Origin of the sequence: Novosphingobium terrae (assembly GCF_017163935.1) — a bacterium.
In the GTDB taxonomy this organism is placed as follows: domain Bacteria; phylum Pseudomonadota; class Alphaproteobacteria; order Sphingomonadales; family Sphingomonadaceae; genus Novosphingobium; species Novosphingobium terrae.
Genome location: NZ_JABVZR010000002.1, coordinates 1,019,144 through 1,035,898, shown reverse-complemented (window position 1 = coordinate 1,035,898; position 16,755 = coordinate 1,019,144). Strand labels below are relative to the sequence as shown.

The 16,755-nt window shown below is 58.1% G+C and carries 13 protein-coding genes; 6 read left to right on the top strand and 7 right to left on the bottom strand.

The features are described 5' to 3' along the window. Positions 1 to 40: 40 nt before the first annotated feature. Positions 41 to 625, bottom strand: coding sequence for an alpha/beta hydrolase (locus HGK27_RS22950; protein WP_206245211.1), 585 nt, complete (start codon positions 623 to 625; stop codon positions 41 to 43). A 196-nt stretch (positions 626 to 821) separates the two neighbouring features. Here HGK27_RS22950 and HGK27_RS31155 point away from each other — a divergent pair, with 196 nt between their 5' ends. The 3 genes from HGK27_RS31155 to HGK27_RS31470 all read left to right on the top strand — a co-directional run bounded on the left by HGK27_RS31155 (position 822) and on the right by HGK27_RS31470 (position 3,844). Continuing rightward, the gene (locus tag HGK27_RS31155; protein WP_241127770.1) at positions 822 to 1,820 is read left to right on the top strand and encodes a helix-turn-helix transcriptional regulator; all 999 of its coding nucleotides are present in this window, start codon (positions 822 to 824) and stop codon (positions 1,818 to 1,820) included. Continuing rightward, positions 1,817 to 3,145: a HipA domain-containing protein gene (locus tag HGK27_RS22940; RefSeq protein WP_206245210.1), complete on the top strand. Its 1,329-nt coding sequence runs from the start codon at positions 1,817 to 1,819 to the stop codon at positions 3,143 to 3,145. The genes HGK27_RS31155 and HGK27_RS22940 overlap by 4 nt, the downstream gene beginning before the upstream one ends. A 498-nt stretch (positions 3,146 to 3,643) precedes the next feature. Continuing rightward, on the top strand, positions 3,644 to 3,844 hold the full coding sequence (locus tag HGK27_RS31470; RefSeq protein WP_407674699.1) for a hypothetical protein: 201 nt from the start codon (positions 3,644 to 3,646) through the stop codon (positions 3,842 to 3,844). A 22-nt stretch (positions 3,845 to 3,866) separates the two neighbouring features. Here the strand turns inward: HGK27_RS31470 and HGK27_RS22935 are convergent, their stop codons facing one another. The 5 genes from HGK27_RS22935 to HGK27_RS22915 form a co-directional block, all read right to left on the bottom strand. After that, complete coding sequence (locus HGK27_RS22935; RefSeq protein ID WP_206245209.1) at positions 3,867 to 4,040, bottom strand: hypothetical protein; 174 nt, start codon at positions 4,038 to 4,040, stop codon at positions 3,867 to 3,869. Positions 4,041 to 4,228: 188 nt separating this feature from the next. Further along, positions 4,229 to 5,074 carry an IS21-like element helper ATPase IstB gene (gene istB / locus HGK27_RS22930; RefSeq protein WP_206245191.1) on the bottom strand — a complete coding sequence of 282 codons (846 nt, stop codon included), beginning with the start codon at positions 5,072 to 5,074 and terminating at the stop codon, positions 4,229 to 4,231. Next, on the bottom strand, positions 5,071 to 6,321 hold the full coding sequence (istA, locus tag HGK27_RS22925; protein ID WP_206245190.1) for an IS21 family transposase: 1,251 nt from the start codon (positions 6,319 to 6,321) through the stop codon (positions 5,071 to 5,073). The genes istB and istA overlap by 4 nt, the downstream gene beginning before the upstream one ends. Positions 6,322 to 8,535: 2,214 nt before the next feature. Further along, positions 8,536 to 10,959: an HAD family hydrolase gene (locus tag HGK27_RS22920; RefSeq protein WP_206245208.1), complete on the bottom strand. Its 2,424-nt coding sequence runs from the start codon at positions 10,957 to 10,959 to the stop codon at positions 8,536 to 8,538. Between the two features lie 459 nt (positions 10,960 to 11,418). After that, positions 11,419 to 13,134: an SPASM domain-containing protein gene (locus tag HGK27_RS22915; protein WP_206245207.1), complete on the bottom strand. Its 1,716-nt coding sequence runs from the start codon at positions 13,132 to 13,134 to the stop codon at positions 11,419 to 11,421. A gap of 510 nt (positions 13,135 to 13,644) precedes the next feature. Between HGK27_RS22915 and HGK27_RS22910 the strand changes: the two genes are divergently transcribed. From HGK27_RS22910 to HGK27_RS22900, 3 genes are all read left to right on the top strand, one after another. Next, entirely contained in the window at positions 13,645 to 14,112 is a 468-nt protein-coding gene (locus HGK27_RS22910; protein ID WP_206245206.1) for a MucR family transcriptional regulator, read from the top strand. Between the two features lie 349 nt (positions 14,113 to 14,461). Continuing rightward, the gene (locus HGK27_RS22905; protein WP_241127767.1) at positions 14,462 to 14,806 is read left to right on the top strand and encodes a helix-turn-helix domain-containing protein; all 345 of its coding nucleotides are present in this window, start codon (positions 14,462 to 14,464) and stop codon (positions 14,804 to 14,806) included. Between the two features lie 27 nt (positions 14,807 to 14,833). Beyond that, complete coding sequence (locus HGK27_RS22900) at positions 14,834 to 15,226, top strand: hypothetical protein (protein ID WP_206245205.1); 393 nt, start codon at positions 14,834 to 14,836, stop codon at positions 15,224 to 15,226. Positions 15,227 to 15,430: 204 nt separating this feature from the next. On the opposite strand, the gene HGK27_RS22895 is transcribed toward HGK27_RS22900, so the two are convergent. Further along, positions 15,431 to 16,222, bottom strand: a complete 792-nt coding sequence (locus HGK27_RS22895) for an NYN domain-containing protein (protein WP_206245204.1) — start codon at positions 16,220 to 16,222, stop codon at positions 15,431 to 15,433. Between the last annotated feature and the right edge of the window lie 533 nt (positions 16,223 to 16,755).

Here is a 16,755-nt window from a genome sequence, read left to right as displayed (position 1 = left end):
TGCCTTTACGCAGTTCGCAATAGTCTCAACGCGGTCACCTTCAGGCAAAGCTGTTGGATCTCAGCCATGCAAGGAGGAGTGCCGGCCAAGCGACGTCGGTGGAGCCGACCTCCCCCATGCCAAAACCATGGCCACCCTTCTCGAACACATGCATCTCGCAGGGCACCTTGGCCTGTCGGCAGGCCGAGAACATGAGCAGGCTGTTGTCGATCGCCGCAATCGGATCGTCGGCGTTCTGCGTGAGGAAAACCGGCGGCATGCCCGCGCTCACATGGGTCTCCACCGACCAATCGCGGGTGTCCTCGGCAGTGGCCTCCTTGCCCACGAGCCAGCGCTTCGTCTGGGTTGTATCGAACGGCGGCTTGAGTGTGATGACGGGGTAAAGGAGAGCCGCGAAAGATGGCCTGGCAGTCTCGCCATCGATGGCGTCAAGTTTTTGATAGCGCTCCGCGTCCGGCGCCGCCGCGGTCATGGCTGCAAGGTGTCCGCCCGCCGAGAAGCCCATCACGCCGATTCTGTTCGGATCAATCCCGAAGCTCCTGGTCTGCACGCGGATCAGCCGCATCGCGCGCTGGGCATCGGCGAAGGGCGCCTGACGCGGCCAACCGTCACCCGGCAGGCGCATCGCGCGGGGACGACGCTTGCGGCCATGACAAAGTTTCTCGTTCCCGAACAGGAGCCGAGCGTGCATTTCAAAACGGGCTTCGCGATAATTTTCCCGAACGGGATCATTGCTCGTTTATAGCACTGCTACCGTTCGGGAGCATATTGCGTTCATGGCCTTATTGAGCTATAGAATCGCCCCGAACGGGAACGAGGCTATGTCGAAATCACGTAAAGTTTCAGGTCCGGCTCCAAGTGGTGACGTTGTGCCGAATGAGCCGAAGTCCCTGTCGGAGCTCACGCCGCTTCACAAGCTGGGCGTGTCAGATGCAGGCACAGCTGCTCATCAGGCCCTACTGTTCAAGCCTGTCACCGTGAGCATTTCGGACGCGGTATCCAAAGCGCTTGCTGCACCGATCTTCCCTTCGAGTCTTGCTAGTGCTGTCGACAGCCAGCTTTTGCAGCCGACAGTTCTGGAGTCGATCACCAAAGCCCTCAAGCCGCCCGTCAGCGTGGCTGCATCGGGGATAGGACGCGAAGTGGCTGGCCAGGCTGCCAAGGCTACGGATCTGGTGAAGAAATCCATGGCGACACCCGTAATGATGCCCACGATTGGTCAGCAATACGCCGCATCCAATCTGGCTTCGGACTTGCCAAGCGCCGTTGCGAGCTCGATCGGAGAGCAGATCGCTTCTGCATCGCGCGCGCACCTTTACACCTCCCCCGTGCAAGATGCCCTGACGGCCTTAGGGGCAGGACCACTCAAAGAGCTGCGCAGAGCAACCGAACAGCACGAGGCTGCGCAGTATTATGGCTCCGAACCTGCCCAGCTCGCGTATTTGCAGCCGTCCGTTCCCAAGCCATCGCACCTCTTGATCGAGGCGCCCCGCCGCCGGGAGCATACATCCCACGCGGACCGCGTCGCCTCGAGATTGCCAGGCAAGAGCGATGTCGTTGAGAGTGCAGATAACCGTCCTGCTGGCGCGCCAGCGGTTCGGCTGCAAGAACAGGCGCCGATCCTCTCGGTTGCCGATGTCGGCCAGCGCATTCGCGAAGCACGCCGCGCAATGGGGATGACGCAGCAGAGCTTTGCGGATTTAGCAGGTGTCGGCCGACGCTTCTTGAGTGAGCTCGAACATGGCAAGGCGAGCCTTGAAATGGGACGCGTGCTTGCGGTCTGTCAGGCGGCTGGAATTAAACTGGGCTTTCTAGGATGAGCGTTCGTCTCTCGCTCGACATCTGGCTGGATGGTTATGATGCGCCGGCTGGAAAGCTCGATGCGCTGGACAATGGCGATGTCGAATTCCGGTACAGGCCGGAGTTTCTCAGGGCGGGGAGGCCTCTGTCGCTGTCACTTCCACTTGATGACGCCCCGGTCGGTGACCTTGTTGCACGGCCCTTTTTCGACAACCTCCTCCCCGAGAGCAATCTCATCCAGCAGGTGATGGATCGCGAAGGCCTTCAGCGATCCGAAATCGTCGGCATCCTGTACCACATTGGCGCGGATTGCTCGGGCGCGATTTCCTGCCTGCCGACCGGCTCGCCGCCCATCAAGGTCCCTGGCAATCTCGGCGAAGACTATCGGCCGCTCCCCAAGGATGAAATTGAGACGATTGTGCGACGGCTGGCTAATCGCGAAGCTGTCGGCGACATCGATCCGTCGGCCGTCGCAGGTGTCCAAAGCAAGATCTCGTTGACGCTCCTGCCTGATGGGCAATTTGCTTTGCCAGCCCCTGGCCGCAAGGTCCCGGCGACCCATATTCTCAAGGTGCCTCGACTCGATGAGGCGAGCGAAGCCTTGCAGGAGGCGGCCGCGATCCAATTGGCGCGCGGCTGCGGCTTCGACACGTCACGTTCCGATCATGTGGTGATCGAGGGTATCCAGGCTCTGTTGATCGAGCGATACGATCGCGTTGTGCAGGACGGGGTGGTCTACCGCTTGCATCAGGAGGACTTCGCCCAGGCTCTGGCTCTCCCGTCGGGTCTCAAATATCAGCGCGCCGCTTCTGCAGAGCGTATTTTCGATGCCAAGGCGATCTACAGTGTGTTGCAGGGACTGGATCACCCCGCGCAGGCGATCCAGAATTTTCTGCTCATCACCTTTTTCAACCTGGCGATCGGGAACAACGATAATCATGCCAAGAACCATTCGATCCTTTATGGGCCGGATGGCACGCCCCGCCTTGCTCCTTTTTATGATCTGCTCCCGATCCAACTGAACAAGCGATATACCGATCAGCTGGCCTTCGATATCGGCAGAGCCCAAACGCTTGAGGCAATCTCCGGAGACGATATCTCTGCCTTTTTGGAACTCTTCGGCCTTGCTGGGGGGCGAGCGGAGCGTTTTGTCCAGGGGAAAGTCAAATCCATGCTCGCGCATCTCGAAAAGCGTTCTAGAGGATTGCGATCGGCAGGTTTGCGCCTGTTTGATGATCTGATCGGGCGAGAAATGTCTCATCTCAATGATGTGCTCGATCTGGGAATGGAGCTGCGGGAGCGCGACTATTTCACCACCACGGGCGGCGGCTGGGGGAGCAGCTGATCGGGGCGTAGCTTATGGTTCCCGCCGAGAGAGGGCGATCAGACGCGCTGGATGTTGGGCACCGACCTCCGTTAGGCAGCAATGTCCCAAGGCCTGACAGTCAGGGTCTCTGCAAGGAAGTTGTATGACCGTCAGCTTTTGACGTGGTCAATCGGACCCGGGAACGACAGCTATGTCAGCGTCGCCCGCCATCAGCGATCGTTCAGCCAAGAGTTCGAGGCAGCGTCATCTGTCCTACATGGAACATATGTGGAACAATTGCCGTCTCAACCATTGGAGTCGAACGATGGACATATCGACCGCCACCTACCTGACCGCGCTCGCTGGAGTGATCGCAAGTCTCGCTAAGCTCGTGTGGGCCTTTCGGCGTCGGCACTGAACCTGTGAGGGATGAAAGCGCATCACCCTTGCTGTGGCAATCACTGTCGTGAAACAGCGCCCACTTGAAATCCCCCTGCGGAGTCTCGGGTCGCTTAAATCTTGAGATACGAGGATCTGATGAACGGCAATGAGGAAACCATCGATGTTTCGAGAGTCGATGCCAGCACGAACGGCATCGAGAGGCTGGAGCGGGAGCTCATGGCGGCGATCTGTGATGGGGGCAACAAACCTTGCAAGATGACACCGAGATCTGGGTTCTCCGATCCGATCTTGATACGGCGAGAGGCCAGTGCCCCCCGGCACCGGCCCCTCTTTTGATAGCGGGAAGCTCCAACCGCCATCAAATCTGATTGCGCGGGCTATTACCTACAACGATCCCGGCGGCAACGGTCTTCACGGTTGCGATCCCAATAACGTTGATCGTTGTAGGCGTACGAATCGCGATGCTGCCATTCGTGGTTGCGGTGATCGCGCCAATGGTCATCACGGCGACGGTCATCGTAATGACGGTCATAGCCGTAGCGCGCACCCCAGTCCTGGGCGCTGGCAGACGAAACTACGCCCGGCGACCCGGTGAGGGCGGTAGCCATTAATGCTGCGTAGGGTAACTTACGCATGGAGTGTGTCTTTCGACATCTGTAAATGCTGTTTTAAATTTCCCCACATGTGCTGGCGCAAAATTCCCCAGCGCGGATATGGTGATCAGCCATTGAGATGATCGATGGCTCCATGTTTTGGCGGCCTGCCACGGCGTCTTGGTGCAGGCGGCGGCATCAGATTTGCGTGAGCCCGTGCGTGCTCTGGGATCAGATCGGCATGCTGGCGCAGGCGATAGCTCGCCCCCTCGATCTGAACGACGACGGCATGGTGAAGCAGCCGATCGAGCAGCGCGGTGGCGACGACAGGGTCGCCAAAGACCTCGCCCCATTCGGCAAAGCCGCGGTTGGACGTCAGGATCATGGCGCCCTTTTCATAGCGGGCATTGACGAGCTGGAAGAAGAGGTTGGCCCCGCCCGGCGTGATGGGAAGGTAGCCGATCTCATCGACGATCAGCAGCGAGGCGCGAGCGTAGAAGCGGATTTTCTCGACCAGGCGGCTCTCGCGCTCGGCCTTGGTGAGCGCCTCGATCAGCTCGGCCAGCGAACAGCGATAAACGCTGCGCCCGGCCCTGACGGCGGCCACGCCGATGGCGGTGGCCAGGTGGGATTTTCCGGTGCCGGGTGGCCCGAGAAAATGCAGCACCTCGGCCCGGTTGATGAACTCGAGCTGGGCCAGCGCGGTGATGCGATGCCGATCGAGCGAGGGCTGGAAGGAGAAGTCGAAGCTCTCGATGGTCTTGATCGGCATGAGGCGGGCGGTGCGCAGCGCCACTCCGATGCGCCGCCCCTCACGCAGGTTCAGCTCCTCGGCCAGCAGATCGTCGATGGCCTCGATGGCGCTGATCTCGCCCTTTTCCAGCCTGCCCAGCGTGTGATCGAGCGTTTCGAGCGCGCGAGCCATATGCAGGGCCAGCAGGCTTTGCCGGATGCGTTCGGTAACCGACATCATGCGGCACCTTTGGTATTGAGGCTGGCCAGGCGTTCACCCACCGCACCGTAAAAGGCCAGAGGGCGCTGGAGCATCGGCATCGCCGGTGTCGCAGGCAACATCTCGGCGCGTTTCACCGGCGGGGCCTTGCGATGGCCTGGCTCGATCCGCTTGCGGTTTTTGCCTTCCAACACGGGATGCCGGGCGATGAGTTGCCCCTCCTCGAAGATCCGGACCTCATGGGTATGGTGCTGGACCTCAACCACGCGGCGGCGGGCGGTGTCGGGCACGCTGTAATAATTGCCGGCCACCGCCACCAGCCCCTCGCAGCTGATCCGCCGTTCGACGGTCAGGACCGCATCGTAACGCATGGTCGGCAGGGCACGCAGATGAGGCTGCTCCTCCTCGAAATGCTCGCGCACGATCCGTCCTGTGGTGGCATGCTGCCTGACGTTGGCGATGTCCGCGCGCCAGACATCGAACTGGGCGTTGAGATCATCGAGGTCGTGGAAACTGCGGCCGAGGAAGAAATCCTGACGGATGTAGCGGAAGGGCCTCTCGACTTTGCCCTTGGTCTTGGCCCGATAGGGCTGGCAGGCCTTGGGCGCGCTGCCATAATGGGCCAGCAGCGCTACCAGCGAGGCATTGTAGGTCACCACGCCCGCGCCATCCTCGCCGATGACGGCAGTCTTCATGCGGTCATAGAGAATCTCCGTGCAGCAGCCCGCCATCGCCTCGAAGGCAGCGATGTGACAGCGCATCACCGTTTCCAGCCCCTGGTTCGGGCAGAACCGCCCCCATAGCCAACGGCTGTGTCCCAGCACCATGCTAAACAGCCAGACCTTACGCACAACGCCCGGTTCACTGGTGAAGACCGTCTGGAATTCCGCAAAGTCGACCTGAGCCTGGACGCCGGCGCCTGTCTCGAAGCGCCGCTCATAGGTCCTGGGCACTGGCGGACGGATCTGGCGCAGGTATTCCGTCAGCGACGAATAAGCCCCCTTGTAGCCCATGTCGCGGATCTCGCGATGCAGTCTGCGTGACGACAGGCCAGGATAAGCGGTCATCCGCTCCAGCAGATAATGGCGGTGGGGTTCTACCGCGCTGATGGCCGGCTTGCGCGGGGTATAGGCTGGTGCCTCCAGCCCGCTGGCCAGATATTTCTTCACCGTCTTGCGATCAAGCCCGGTTTGGCGCGCAATGGCGCTGATACTCAGCCCCTGCCTCTTGAGTTCCTGGATCAAAACGACCTCCCTCAGTCCTATCACCTGCGCGCCCTTCCTTCGGCATCAGCAGGGATAAATGTGCCGCCTGATGGGAATGGGGGCATGCCCCCATTCCCATCAGGCGCAGTCCTCAAACTGGGGAATTTTCAACCAGCACATTTGGGGAGATTACGACCAGCACTCACAGACATCATGCGAATCTTATAAATCTCTTTGTTTGAATGGGGCCTGGCTGGCCTGATTTCCATTGTTCATTTTATCTGAACCCTGAAAAATCTGGTGTATGTTTGACGTATTTCAAGGGCATTTGCCGGAGTCGACGTCATAAGTGCCTAGTTTAGTTGTAAACTGCGCTTGACCAACTCGCGGGATGAATGCAGCTTTGTCCCTGCCGGGTCGGGTTTCATAAACCCACGCTACATAAGAAGGCGTCCGAGGGACCCGGCACCATACACTGACAGCTTTATCTGAAGCTCAAGGGAGGCCTCGCATTTCTAGGGCCGCCAGGATCTTCGCTTGCAACCAGATCTGAAGTCTGCAGGAATTTTTTCCAATTAGGCTAAGTGGAAAGTCGGGGCTTGGAACCTGTAGCGGCAAATATTCAACCGCTCTGAATTTGCCAGAAGTCTTAACCGTTGAGTTTGGGATGAATGAAAGGACCCTTTCGACAATCACGAAAAGGGCCCTGAATGTCGCGTATGTTAGCGGGAGGTGCATCGCGCTGTGGAGAGCTATGCCTTGATCGCGGCGCGGTCGTGGCTGCCGAAGGCGGAACTGAGCATAGCCGTTGTTCCTTCATTGCGGATCAGGAGGAGGTCTGCCGCTTCCGGGTACTTCCGTGGAGCGTGATAGCGCTTCAATGGCCAGCTTAACATGGTGCTCGATCTTCTTCTTGCCCGCATGTCTCAGGTGCTTCTGGATCAATTTCAATCATTCAATGTAAGGGTCAATCGTCGGTTCGCTCATATCTTCCTCCCGGAGGGTCGAAATAAAATGGCATACTCGAGCGACGTGAAGGGCTGACTGCGCATCTAAGCCTTCAGGCATTGTGCATTAGCATCTAGGCTGGATAAGTTGAAGCATTAACGGTAGCAAAAAATTATCCAAGGGGCCAAACGCCAATCGCAATCGGCATGAGCAACAACGCCCCGACCAGTATAAATTCCACAATGAACCATTTTTGTGAGTTCATTGCTTGAACCGCCTGCAGTGATGAATTGTGTATCCGGGACGGGTCGCATGAAGCCCGGATACACAAAACAAAGACCGAATGCGGAAGCGTTACAGTCCGTGTTCCCCGTCTATCCTGATTGAGAAGATTTGCTAGTGCCAGACGCGTAAATTTTGGGACGAAGCATCGATTTTACATAGGTGGGGTATCGGTGGAGGTATCGACCATATCGAGCGGAAACTCGAATGGTTCATTCCTGCTATTCCGTCAATCGGCGCGTCGGAGAGAGTAGCCGCCGCAGCGTGAGGGCTTCAACCCACGTAAGCGTGCACACCACGTGGTCAGAGTATGATGATTCCACTTGCCATTCGCCTTAATAGTCACCGCCAGTGCCATGGTGGGCAATGGCATCATGTCTTAGGGCGATCACCCCTCGTGAATGCATTTCTGTTCAGCGGAAAATTTCGGAAGGATGTTATACGTCTTACGGGGTGCGGATCTGGTCTGTGTGGACCGCACCGGATTTGCCGGAGGTTTCAGTTCGGGAGTGCCGGATGAAGGCCCGCAATCGGCGGTCATGAAGGGCAAATTTGTCAGCGATTTCACACGAATTGAATCGGCGGGGATTCCCTTCACTGGTCGGCAGTGATTCAAAATCCAAGCTGTTGCAGGAGTTTGAATGGATGGCGTGATCTTTTTCACCGGACCTTCGGGGGAGGGTAGTTGCTGCGATTGGCAGCGCCTGGAGTTGCCCATCTCTGGCCATTTACTGCGGCGTCAGCGTATCGCGTGCGATCCGCTGGCAGCGATTTGCGCTTTAGCATGGGCAGGCTGTGGCCAAGCCGTGCGGTGACGATCGGCACTCTAGTAGGATTGAAGCGCAGGGTGCAGTCATCCGGGAACTGGTTGCCGAGCAAGGCTCCATGATCCTCGCCGGAATGCGGGCCAGATTGATCAAGCGCAGCGCCTCAGTCGGGATCGGCACGCTGCATCGCTTCTTTGCGGTGCGGCATCACCAGAAAAAAAGGGGCCCGGGATCGAGTAACGCCGAACCGGGCCCCTTTTTAAGGAAAGATTGTAAGGGGTCAGTCTTCCGTCAGTGGACGAAAGGCTACCAGCAGGATCAAGGGCTCGCGCCGTGAGACCTGTGCAGGCGCGTTGACCATCAGGAAGCCAGCCTTATTGTGGCAGCGCAGCAGACGCGATGTCACACGCTCGATCCCTTCCAGCAAAGGTTCGGGGGAGATGTGGCGTTCGGTGGCGGACAGCTTTTCGCTCAGGAAATCGGCCTGAGGCATGACGCGGACACTGTCCAACTCCACCCATTCGAACTTGGCACCCAGTCGCAAGGCAATACCATAGCGCGCCTCACCCATGGGTATTGCAGCCACATAGAAGCCATCATGCGTGGCGCTGGCGGCGATGGTCTGTTCAAAGACACCGCCAGTTTGGTTGTCGGCAAAGATCACCGGCAGTTCCACCGTCTTGCCGGTGAAATCCATGAAGGTGAAGGGCAGGCCGAAGCGCCGCATTGCCAGCACCGTCAGGCGCGGGGCGAGCCCTTCTCCCTTCAGTTCGGCGGGCAGATACATGCGATCGGTGCTGTTGAGATAAAATAGGCCCTGCTGACGTAGGCCGGTGCGCGCCAGGGCAGGATCGAACAGGGCGCGATATTCGTCGGTGCCCATGTTGACGTCATGTTCGAAGCGCTCGATTACCGCCAGCTCATGGTCAAGCGGCATGAACATCAGCCGCGCCATCACTGAGGTGACAGCAGGGCGCCAGAGGTCTACCGGGTCACGTCCATGTTCGCCGCGCAGCGTGGCCTGCGGTAGCGCATGGGCGAAGGCGATGGCGCCTTCCTGTACAGCCTCGCGCACCGCTGACTGTTCGGCGGAGATCGAGCTGGAACGCCGGATCGGTTCACCAGCATCTGTGTAGTCGATCACCGAGCCCATGCCGGTGGTGGAGAGCTGTTCCAGTACCGAGGCGCTGGCGGTCAGCGCGTTGAGCGCGAAATCGTCGTAATGGCTGGAATCGATGAAGCCGCGCTTGTCATAGCCTGGCTTGTTGACCTCGCGCAGCAGCAAATAACGGCCCGCGACATGAACATCGAGCGCCTCAGACAGCAGCGTGTCGATGCGGTTCTGCACCGACCCATTATAGCCCAGATCGACCAGCATCAGCGTGTCGCCCGGCGCGGGATCGGCCACGGCACGCACATGGGCGATCAGCCGTTTGGCAAAAGCGCGCGAGGCCGCCACGGTGGCGCGCTTACGTGGCGTCTTGCGCATCTCGCGATGCAGGGCGATGCAGGCGTCCAGGGGTGACAGATTGCCGCTGATCTGCTCGACTTCGCCGGGTGGCAGCAGAAGCTGACGGCCGAGCACCCACGCAGGCGTGCCACTCTGCCCTTCCATATAGCGTGAGACTTCGCGCTCATCGGTGAAACAGGAGGCGGTGGAGGTGAAGCGGCTGATCTCAATGGGATGGGTGCTGAAGCGCTCGTTGGAGGCATCGCCGCGCGCGGCGTGGATCCGCATGGGCAGCCAGCCGTCGCGCATCAGGAAAAGGTAATGGACGCGCCCGCCGTGCTCGGCGGAGAGCTTCTCGGCCTCCTGGCGCAGCCAGATGTCGAAGCCCGTCAGGATCGGCCCCATCACTGCCATGCCCAGGCGAGCAGCGGCGCTGTCCTGCAGGGGCAGGGCTGCGGCCAGCGGGGCCCGGTGCGGCTGAACGGCGGTGACAGCGTTGTTGATCGGATGGATCATGGCGCCAAGGCCCGCCTCAAGCCGCAACTGCTGCTCGAGTTCGGGAAGGAACTGCTTGAGATGAAGTGTGGAAACGCCATGGGCGCCTACGCCCACCACGTCAGCGCCGTGATTGTCACCAATGTGCAGGATCTGATGCGGTTTGGCGGAAAGCTTACGCAGCACCTGAGCGTAAAGACCGAGCGCCTTGGGCTGGCCATAGGCGCTGGAGACGAAGATCCGGTCGATCAGCGCAGCGACATCCGCGCCGGCGGCGCGTTCGATAAGGCCTTTCAGCTGGGCGGCGTCGAGATAGGTGTCAGAGACGATGATGACCTGCAATCCGCGCGCCTTGGCGCGACGCATCAGTTCCACGGTGGGAGCAAAAGCGAAGCAGGCCTGCGTTTCGGCCCGCAATTCGGCGGCAATCGCGGCGTCGCGGGCGGCCTGCGGGGCCCGGGGCATCAACTGCAGGTAGATTTCGTCGATCGAGACTTCATTGCGGTTGTGGGCGAAGCCGGAAAGCTCGCGCGCCATGCCCTCGGCCCAGCGCCGCTGCACCGGGTTGATGCCGGGCAACGTGGTAAACACGTCGCCGGGCACATGGGTGTCGCGCCAGAGCAGCGTGTCGAAACAATCAAGGCTGAGAACCCGGGCCTGCGGGAACCAGTCGAGCGCCTCAGGGAGCTCGTGCGGCAGCAGATCCAACCGCGGCGCGGCGGTTGCGGTGAATGCGGACAAAGTGATGGGCGCGTTCATGTTCGCTCTCGGCAGGCTGAAAGCACGCTGCCGGGATGGCAGAACTTCAGCTCGCCGAGTGGTAAATAAACAAGGTAAAAGATTGCATAGTCTATTTTGATAGAAATACGTAATGCGTGTCCGAACCAATCGATCAGATCACAAACGCGCCTCTGTCAGAGCAAACTTCGAAGCCGCAGCGCCTAGCTACGCTGGTTGCTTGCCCATAACCCGAAATTCAAGCAAATCTGAATGCCTTCTCGCACTTCAAAGCTATGCTGCAATAGGCTGGCGAGCGTAGGCCCATATCCTGAAATCCTAGAATGAACCAATCGAGCTAGACTAGCTGGCCAGCCCGTCAAAGGCTTATTCAGGGAGCACACCTCCGAAGGAGCAGAGGCGGTTCTCCCTCGGAGCAGTTCAATTCACTTGTAGGACCTGGCTTCCCAAGCAGTTCATGCTGGCTAGCGTAAGAGCTGATTAACAAAGAATTCTATCAATCACCCTTCCGCGTGATTTATCATCTGCAGCATTGGCCATGGCGCGGCGCCAGTCTCCTTGCTGCTGAAAGCCCAGCGCGTCGAGCACGGCGCCTTCGGCGCGCAGAATATCGGTATCGGCAGGGTTGCGTATCCGCGTTGCGGCGCAGAGCGCTGCGGCGGCAACAAAGTCATTGTCCATCACGCGTGCGCGGATCGCCTCAATGGCCGTCTTGCGGGTCCAGTCGCCGCCCAGTTCATCCGAAGGCAGGTGCTGTTTCATCGCGATGGAGCGCCAGACGGCGAGATCGTACATATGCACCTGAGGGCGATTCAGACAGGGATCTCGCAGGGTTTCCAGGAAGGCCAAATGCAGCGGGTGGGCCGGATCAGCGATGTTTAGTCTGGAATAGCCGGCGTGCAGATGTGCCCCGGTGTTCTGGATCATGTAAAACAGGATCTCATCGGCCTCCAGTACTTCGGCCAGAGCCACGAGCGCCGGAAGATCCTGAAAATTATCGAGCTGGATCGTAGCATTCAGGGAATATTTGGAGAAGGTACCGGCTTTGCGCTGATGCGCCAAGAAACGCAGATTTTCGATCAGTCTCGGCCATTTCCCGGGTCGGCGAACATGCTCAAAAACCCACGGAGTGGCGGCATCGATCGAAACATTGACCTTGGGCGCATAGCGTTCAAGCTCGACATATTCGGCCCAACGCTGTTCCCCCATCAGCAGGGCATTGGTGTTCAGGTCTAGCCTGAGATTAAGATCGTTGTCGGCCATATGCCGCAAGATGGAACGGTAATGTGGACTCGACCATGGATCCCCTTGGCCAGATAGCGACACCATCAGATTATCGCCGTTGTCCAGCAGTGGGCGGAGGACTTTGTCCAGAATGATGTCAAAGCGGGCCTGCTGTGCCGGGCTGGCGATCTCTAGCCCAGAGCGGCATGAAGGGCAGGCCAGATTGCAAGTTGGGTCATGCGCCAAAAACAGCCAGTCCGGCGTGGTAGACAGGTCTGTCAGGCCCTCATCAATGATCGTGCGCAAGGCCGGTTCCTGCACATCATCGCGCAGTGGCAAGGTGTCTTCCAGAATGTATGTGCAGCGCTGCTTGTGGCAGAAGCGGAAAGATCCATCCAGGATGCTTTCGCGCATTGTCTGCGCATCGGCGCTGTTCCAGATCTCATCGAAAGTCTGGCGGTCGAGATGGCCAAGGCGTTTTTGGGTCCAGATCGAACAGCATGGCGCAACCGTGCCATCGACCAACGTTTCAAACTTGGTGAAGGGGGCTGAGCAGAAGCGTGCCGAGAGATCGGCGCTCCGCTCAGGATCGTCGATGCGGCTAACAAAGAAGGAGGCGCCAGCCACCTGCGGCGAGGCGGCGTTCGACGCTGCGATCGTCTTGAGTAGGGCCAGTCCGGCGGATTTGTCTTTCAGCAGGCCGACCAGCACACCTTCCAGAATGTCGAGGGCTCGCCTTATGCCAAGGTGCGAGATGTGGGTGCGCGCACTACGGAGCGTATCGAGAACCTTCGGGAGATCCGAATTTCTGCGCCAATCGCCCAGCATGGCCCAAACTTCGGGATGATCATCATCATCGGCGAGATGATTGATCAACAGGTCAAGCATCGCCACGCAGTCGGCGTCGAGGTCTTCCCGAGCAGACAGAGCTTCGTCGGGTGTTGCAAAACCCCGGTGCATTGCATCAGACATTCAGCCATCTCCTGAGATTGCTAGAATCTAAAAAGATATGGCTTCGATTTCATTTTCCTATTTCTACATGTTTTTACTATGCCACTCTGGATTTCGCGAGTTTCTGAGCCAGCTCTCGTGCGGTGGATTATAGGTATAATCAAAAGAGATCGGCTTGGACCTGGCCCCATTGAAAGCGCCTGCGTCATGCTCTCCGGCGATTGTCATCCTCATTAGCATGGGGCGGCTTATGAGGGACTGGTCTAAGGCCCTGTAGGGCACCTTTGCCAGCGGTTAGCAGAGCCTCACCCTGCGGAGAGCGATGTCTCGACAACCAGGCAGTCGTAGGCTCCGGAATGGCAGCTATTAGCGATTGATAACGGCAAAGATGCCGCAAATTTGGTGTGAGATGCGGCCATTCACCGTGCGCAGGATCATTCTCTCTGCCTATCGTTCAAACGAAATTCCCATGGCGAACCGCAGCTTGTGATGTAAAGTCAGGGTTCCGATAGCACCAGGAAAGGCTCTACCTTGACCGATAAAACGCTGCTGACCCTCGCTGCCGATATTGTTTCTTCTCATGTGGGCCACAACAATGTCGCAATCGAAGAATTGCCGCGACTGATCCAATCCGTCTACGCCTCGCTGGAAAATCTCGGCAAAGAGCCGGAAGGTGTCGCAGAAAAGCGAGAGCCCGCAGTATCGATCCGCGCTTCTGTAAAGCCCGATGCTCTCACATGCCTAGAATGCGGCATGAAAATGAAGATGCTCAAACGGCATCTTTCTGCCGATCACGATCTCACCCCGGCAGACTACCGAACCAGGTGGAATCTCAATTCCGATTATCCGATGGTTGCTCCGGAATACGCTGCCAAGCGGGCCGAACTCGCAAAGAAAATCGGCCTAGGTCGCAAACCGAAAGCCGCGCTGCCCACTGAACCCGCTCCCGCTGCTCTCAAGCGGGGCCGCAAAAAAATTGCTGCTGCCGACGCGGCCTGAATTCAAGGGCATGGTCGTAACTTGTGCTTGCCACGGTGCGACCGTGCCCAAACTCGACTGCTCCGCCTGATCCCCATCGCATCGATTTCGCCGATTTCCATCGTTGCCGGACCCCGCACGAAGCCAGCGTGAGTTGTCGGGCTGGCGCAGTTAATTTAGCATCAACCAACGGTTCTCGCGATGCGCAAGCGCGCCTGTCTGGGCCGAAAAATGGCAAAGCTCCGCTTTGAAGCAGTGCGGCATTGCTGCATGAAATGCTTGAAGAATATGCGGCATTGCCGCATATAAACTTTGAGTTGTGCTCCGACCCACTTGACTATCGACAAGTCCGAGGATGCAACTTTGAGCGATGCCCAGGAATAATTTTCAAGGGTTTGGCCACGATCCTGGAACAGGTGTTGGCACGATGCACGAAGAAGACTTTTCTGGGAACGCGGCTGGCCGACCGGATGCCATTGCCTACGTGCAGCGCGATGCGACCCGAAGGCGCGTTGTAGAGGGGATTGATGTGCGGGCCATCCGCGCGGCGGCCGGGATGACACAGGCAGCTTTTGCCGCTGCCTATCAAATCCCTGTTGGTACAATCCGCGATTGGGAGCAAGGGCGCCGCATGCCTGACGCACCAGCCCGCACGCTGTTGAAGTTGATTGCTGCTGACCCGGCAGCGGTAGAACGGGTGCTTGGAGCGGCTTAATCACATGGGGGATATATGGTAGATAGCATGATCGAGCGCCTTGCATTGGTTATCATTGAGGCGATTGCTGACCGGGACGAGGATGGCAATCCCGCGCCTTACATGAGTGACTACGAGCCTAAGACCAAAGCAACTGAAATGCTGCTGATTGAGGGCGATATTATGCCTACTGCTATTGCACGCGCCGTGCTTACCGCGTTGCGCGAGCCGACCGAGGCGATGCTTTCGAATAAGGCCCTATTCCATGGCTCTTCCAATGATTCAGATGGCTTTGAGGTCAAGCCGATCAAAGATCGAGATCATGCCGCGCTTTTGTGGAGGCACATGATTGACGTGGCGCTCAACGATAAGGTTGTTGACCTGCCGCATCTGACGCAGCCAACCTGGCCCGGCGGTTTCCAAACCAAGGCCATTGGATAGGTCAACAAAGCCATTGCACGCCTCTAGGTGGATTGCTGGAAATGAATGTGGTCTGAAATTCGTCATTGAGCATTGCGCCATTTCGGAAGGCCTCGTAACCGGGGCGCTTTTTTTCATTACTCTCGTTTGAGAAGCTTTAGATGCTGGCGTTCCGAAACATTGTAGGAATATGGAAAAAGGCATCACTGGTAAATCATAGTGCCCCTATTGTTGTGTTGGCCAATTCGCGAAATAGGCCGCAGCGCTTTTTTTGAGGCGGACCATCACCACCTTGGGATGATCACCCACCCGTGCGATCTCAGCGATGCCGGAAGCCTCAACGAGGTCCGAAAGCCTCACAAAGCCATAGTTGCGAGCATCAAAATCCGCAGACTGCTTCGCTAGATGCGCTCCCACGCGGGCAAGATTGGCCCAACCATCCTCATCTGCTGATGCGGTGATCGCTTTGGCTAGCATAATGAGGGCAGGATGAGCGAGCGGAGCCTCCTCCTGCACATGACGCGTGGCCGAAGCTTTGGATGAGGGGCCCTGCTCGGCCTCGCCTTGCCCATTGGAACTGCCGAGCACGTCAAAATAGACGAACTTGTCACATGCCGTGATGAACGGGCGAGGGGTCTTGCGCTCCCCGAATCCATAGACCGTCACGCCCTGCTCGCGGATCCGCGCTGCGAGGCGCGCAAAGTCGCTGTCGCTCGAAACAATGCAGAAGCTGGCGAACCTGCCGGTATAGAGAAGATCCATCGCATCGATGATCATGGCCCCGTCGGTCGCATTCTTGCCGGTGGTATAGGCGAACTGCTGGATGGGCTGTATGGAGTGCTCGAGCAGGCACTGCTTCCAGCCCCCCAGGTTGGGCTTGGTCCAGTCGCCGTAGATCCGCTTGACGCTTGCGGTACCGTAATTCGCAATTTCCGCCAGCAGGCCCTCGATGATCCTGGGGGATGCATTGTCCCCATCGATCAGAAGCGCAAGTGGCTGGCTGCTGTCCGTACCCATCTCCGAATCCTTCGTGTCTCTATCCTGAGGTAACCTTACCGCCCCCGGGAGGCTTGTTCGATGGCCTAATGACAGGCGAGAACAGCGAGGAGGTGGTCCGCCGCGATCCGGGGCGGATATCTTGCGCGACTTTCTTTCGAAACGGCTTCGGGGCGTAGCGCGGACGAAAATCTCAACCAGCGATCAAAAGAAGTGCACGTCGATTAAGGTTGATTGAAGAAATGAAATTTAATTAGGCCATAATCTGGACGGAAGGCTAAATTCATGAATGAAAGGCGGAAGGAATTTTAACAATGCTAAATCTATAAATATTTTTTAAATTATGTAAACGAGATCATAGATTAATTAATTGGTAAAATATGAGATGTACTCGGTCCGTTGCTTGGTTTTTTGGGTGCATGGGTGCGATACCATTTTGACGCACTCTTGGGGACGTGTCACTGCACAGTGACCGCAGAATTGCGATTTAGAGATACTTTTACTCCCTTTGACGTATTGGCCTCCCTACCTCAGAAAGCTATCGGGCTATCCTT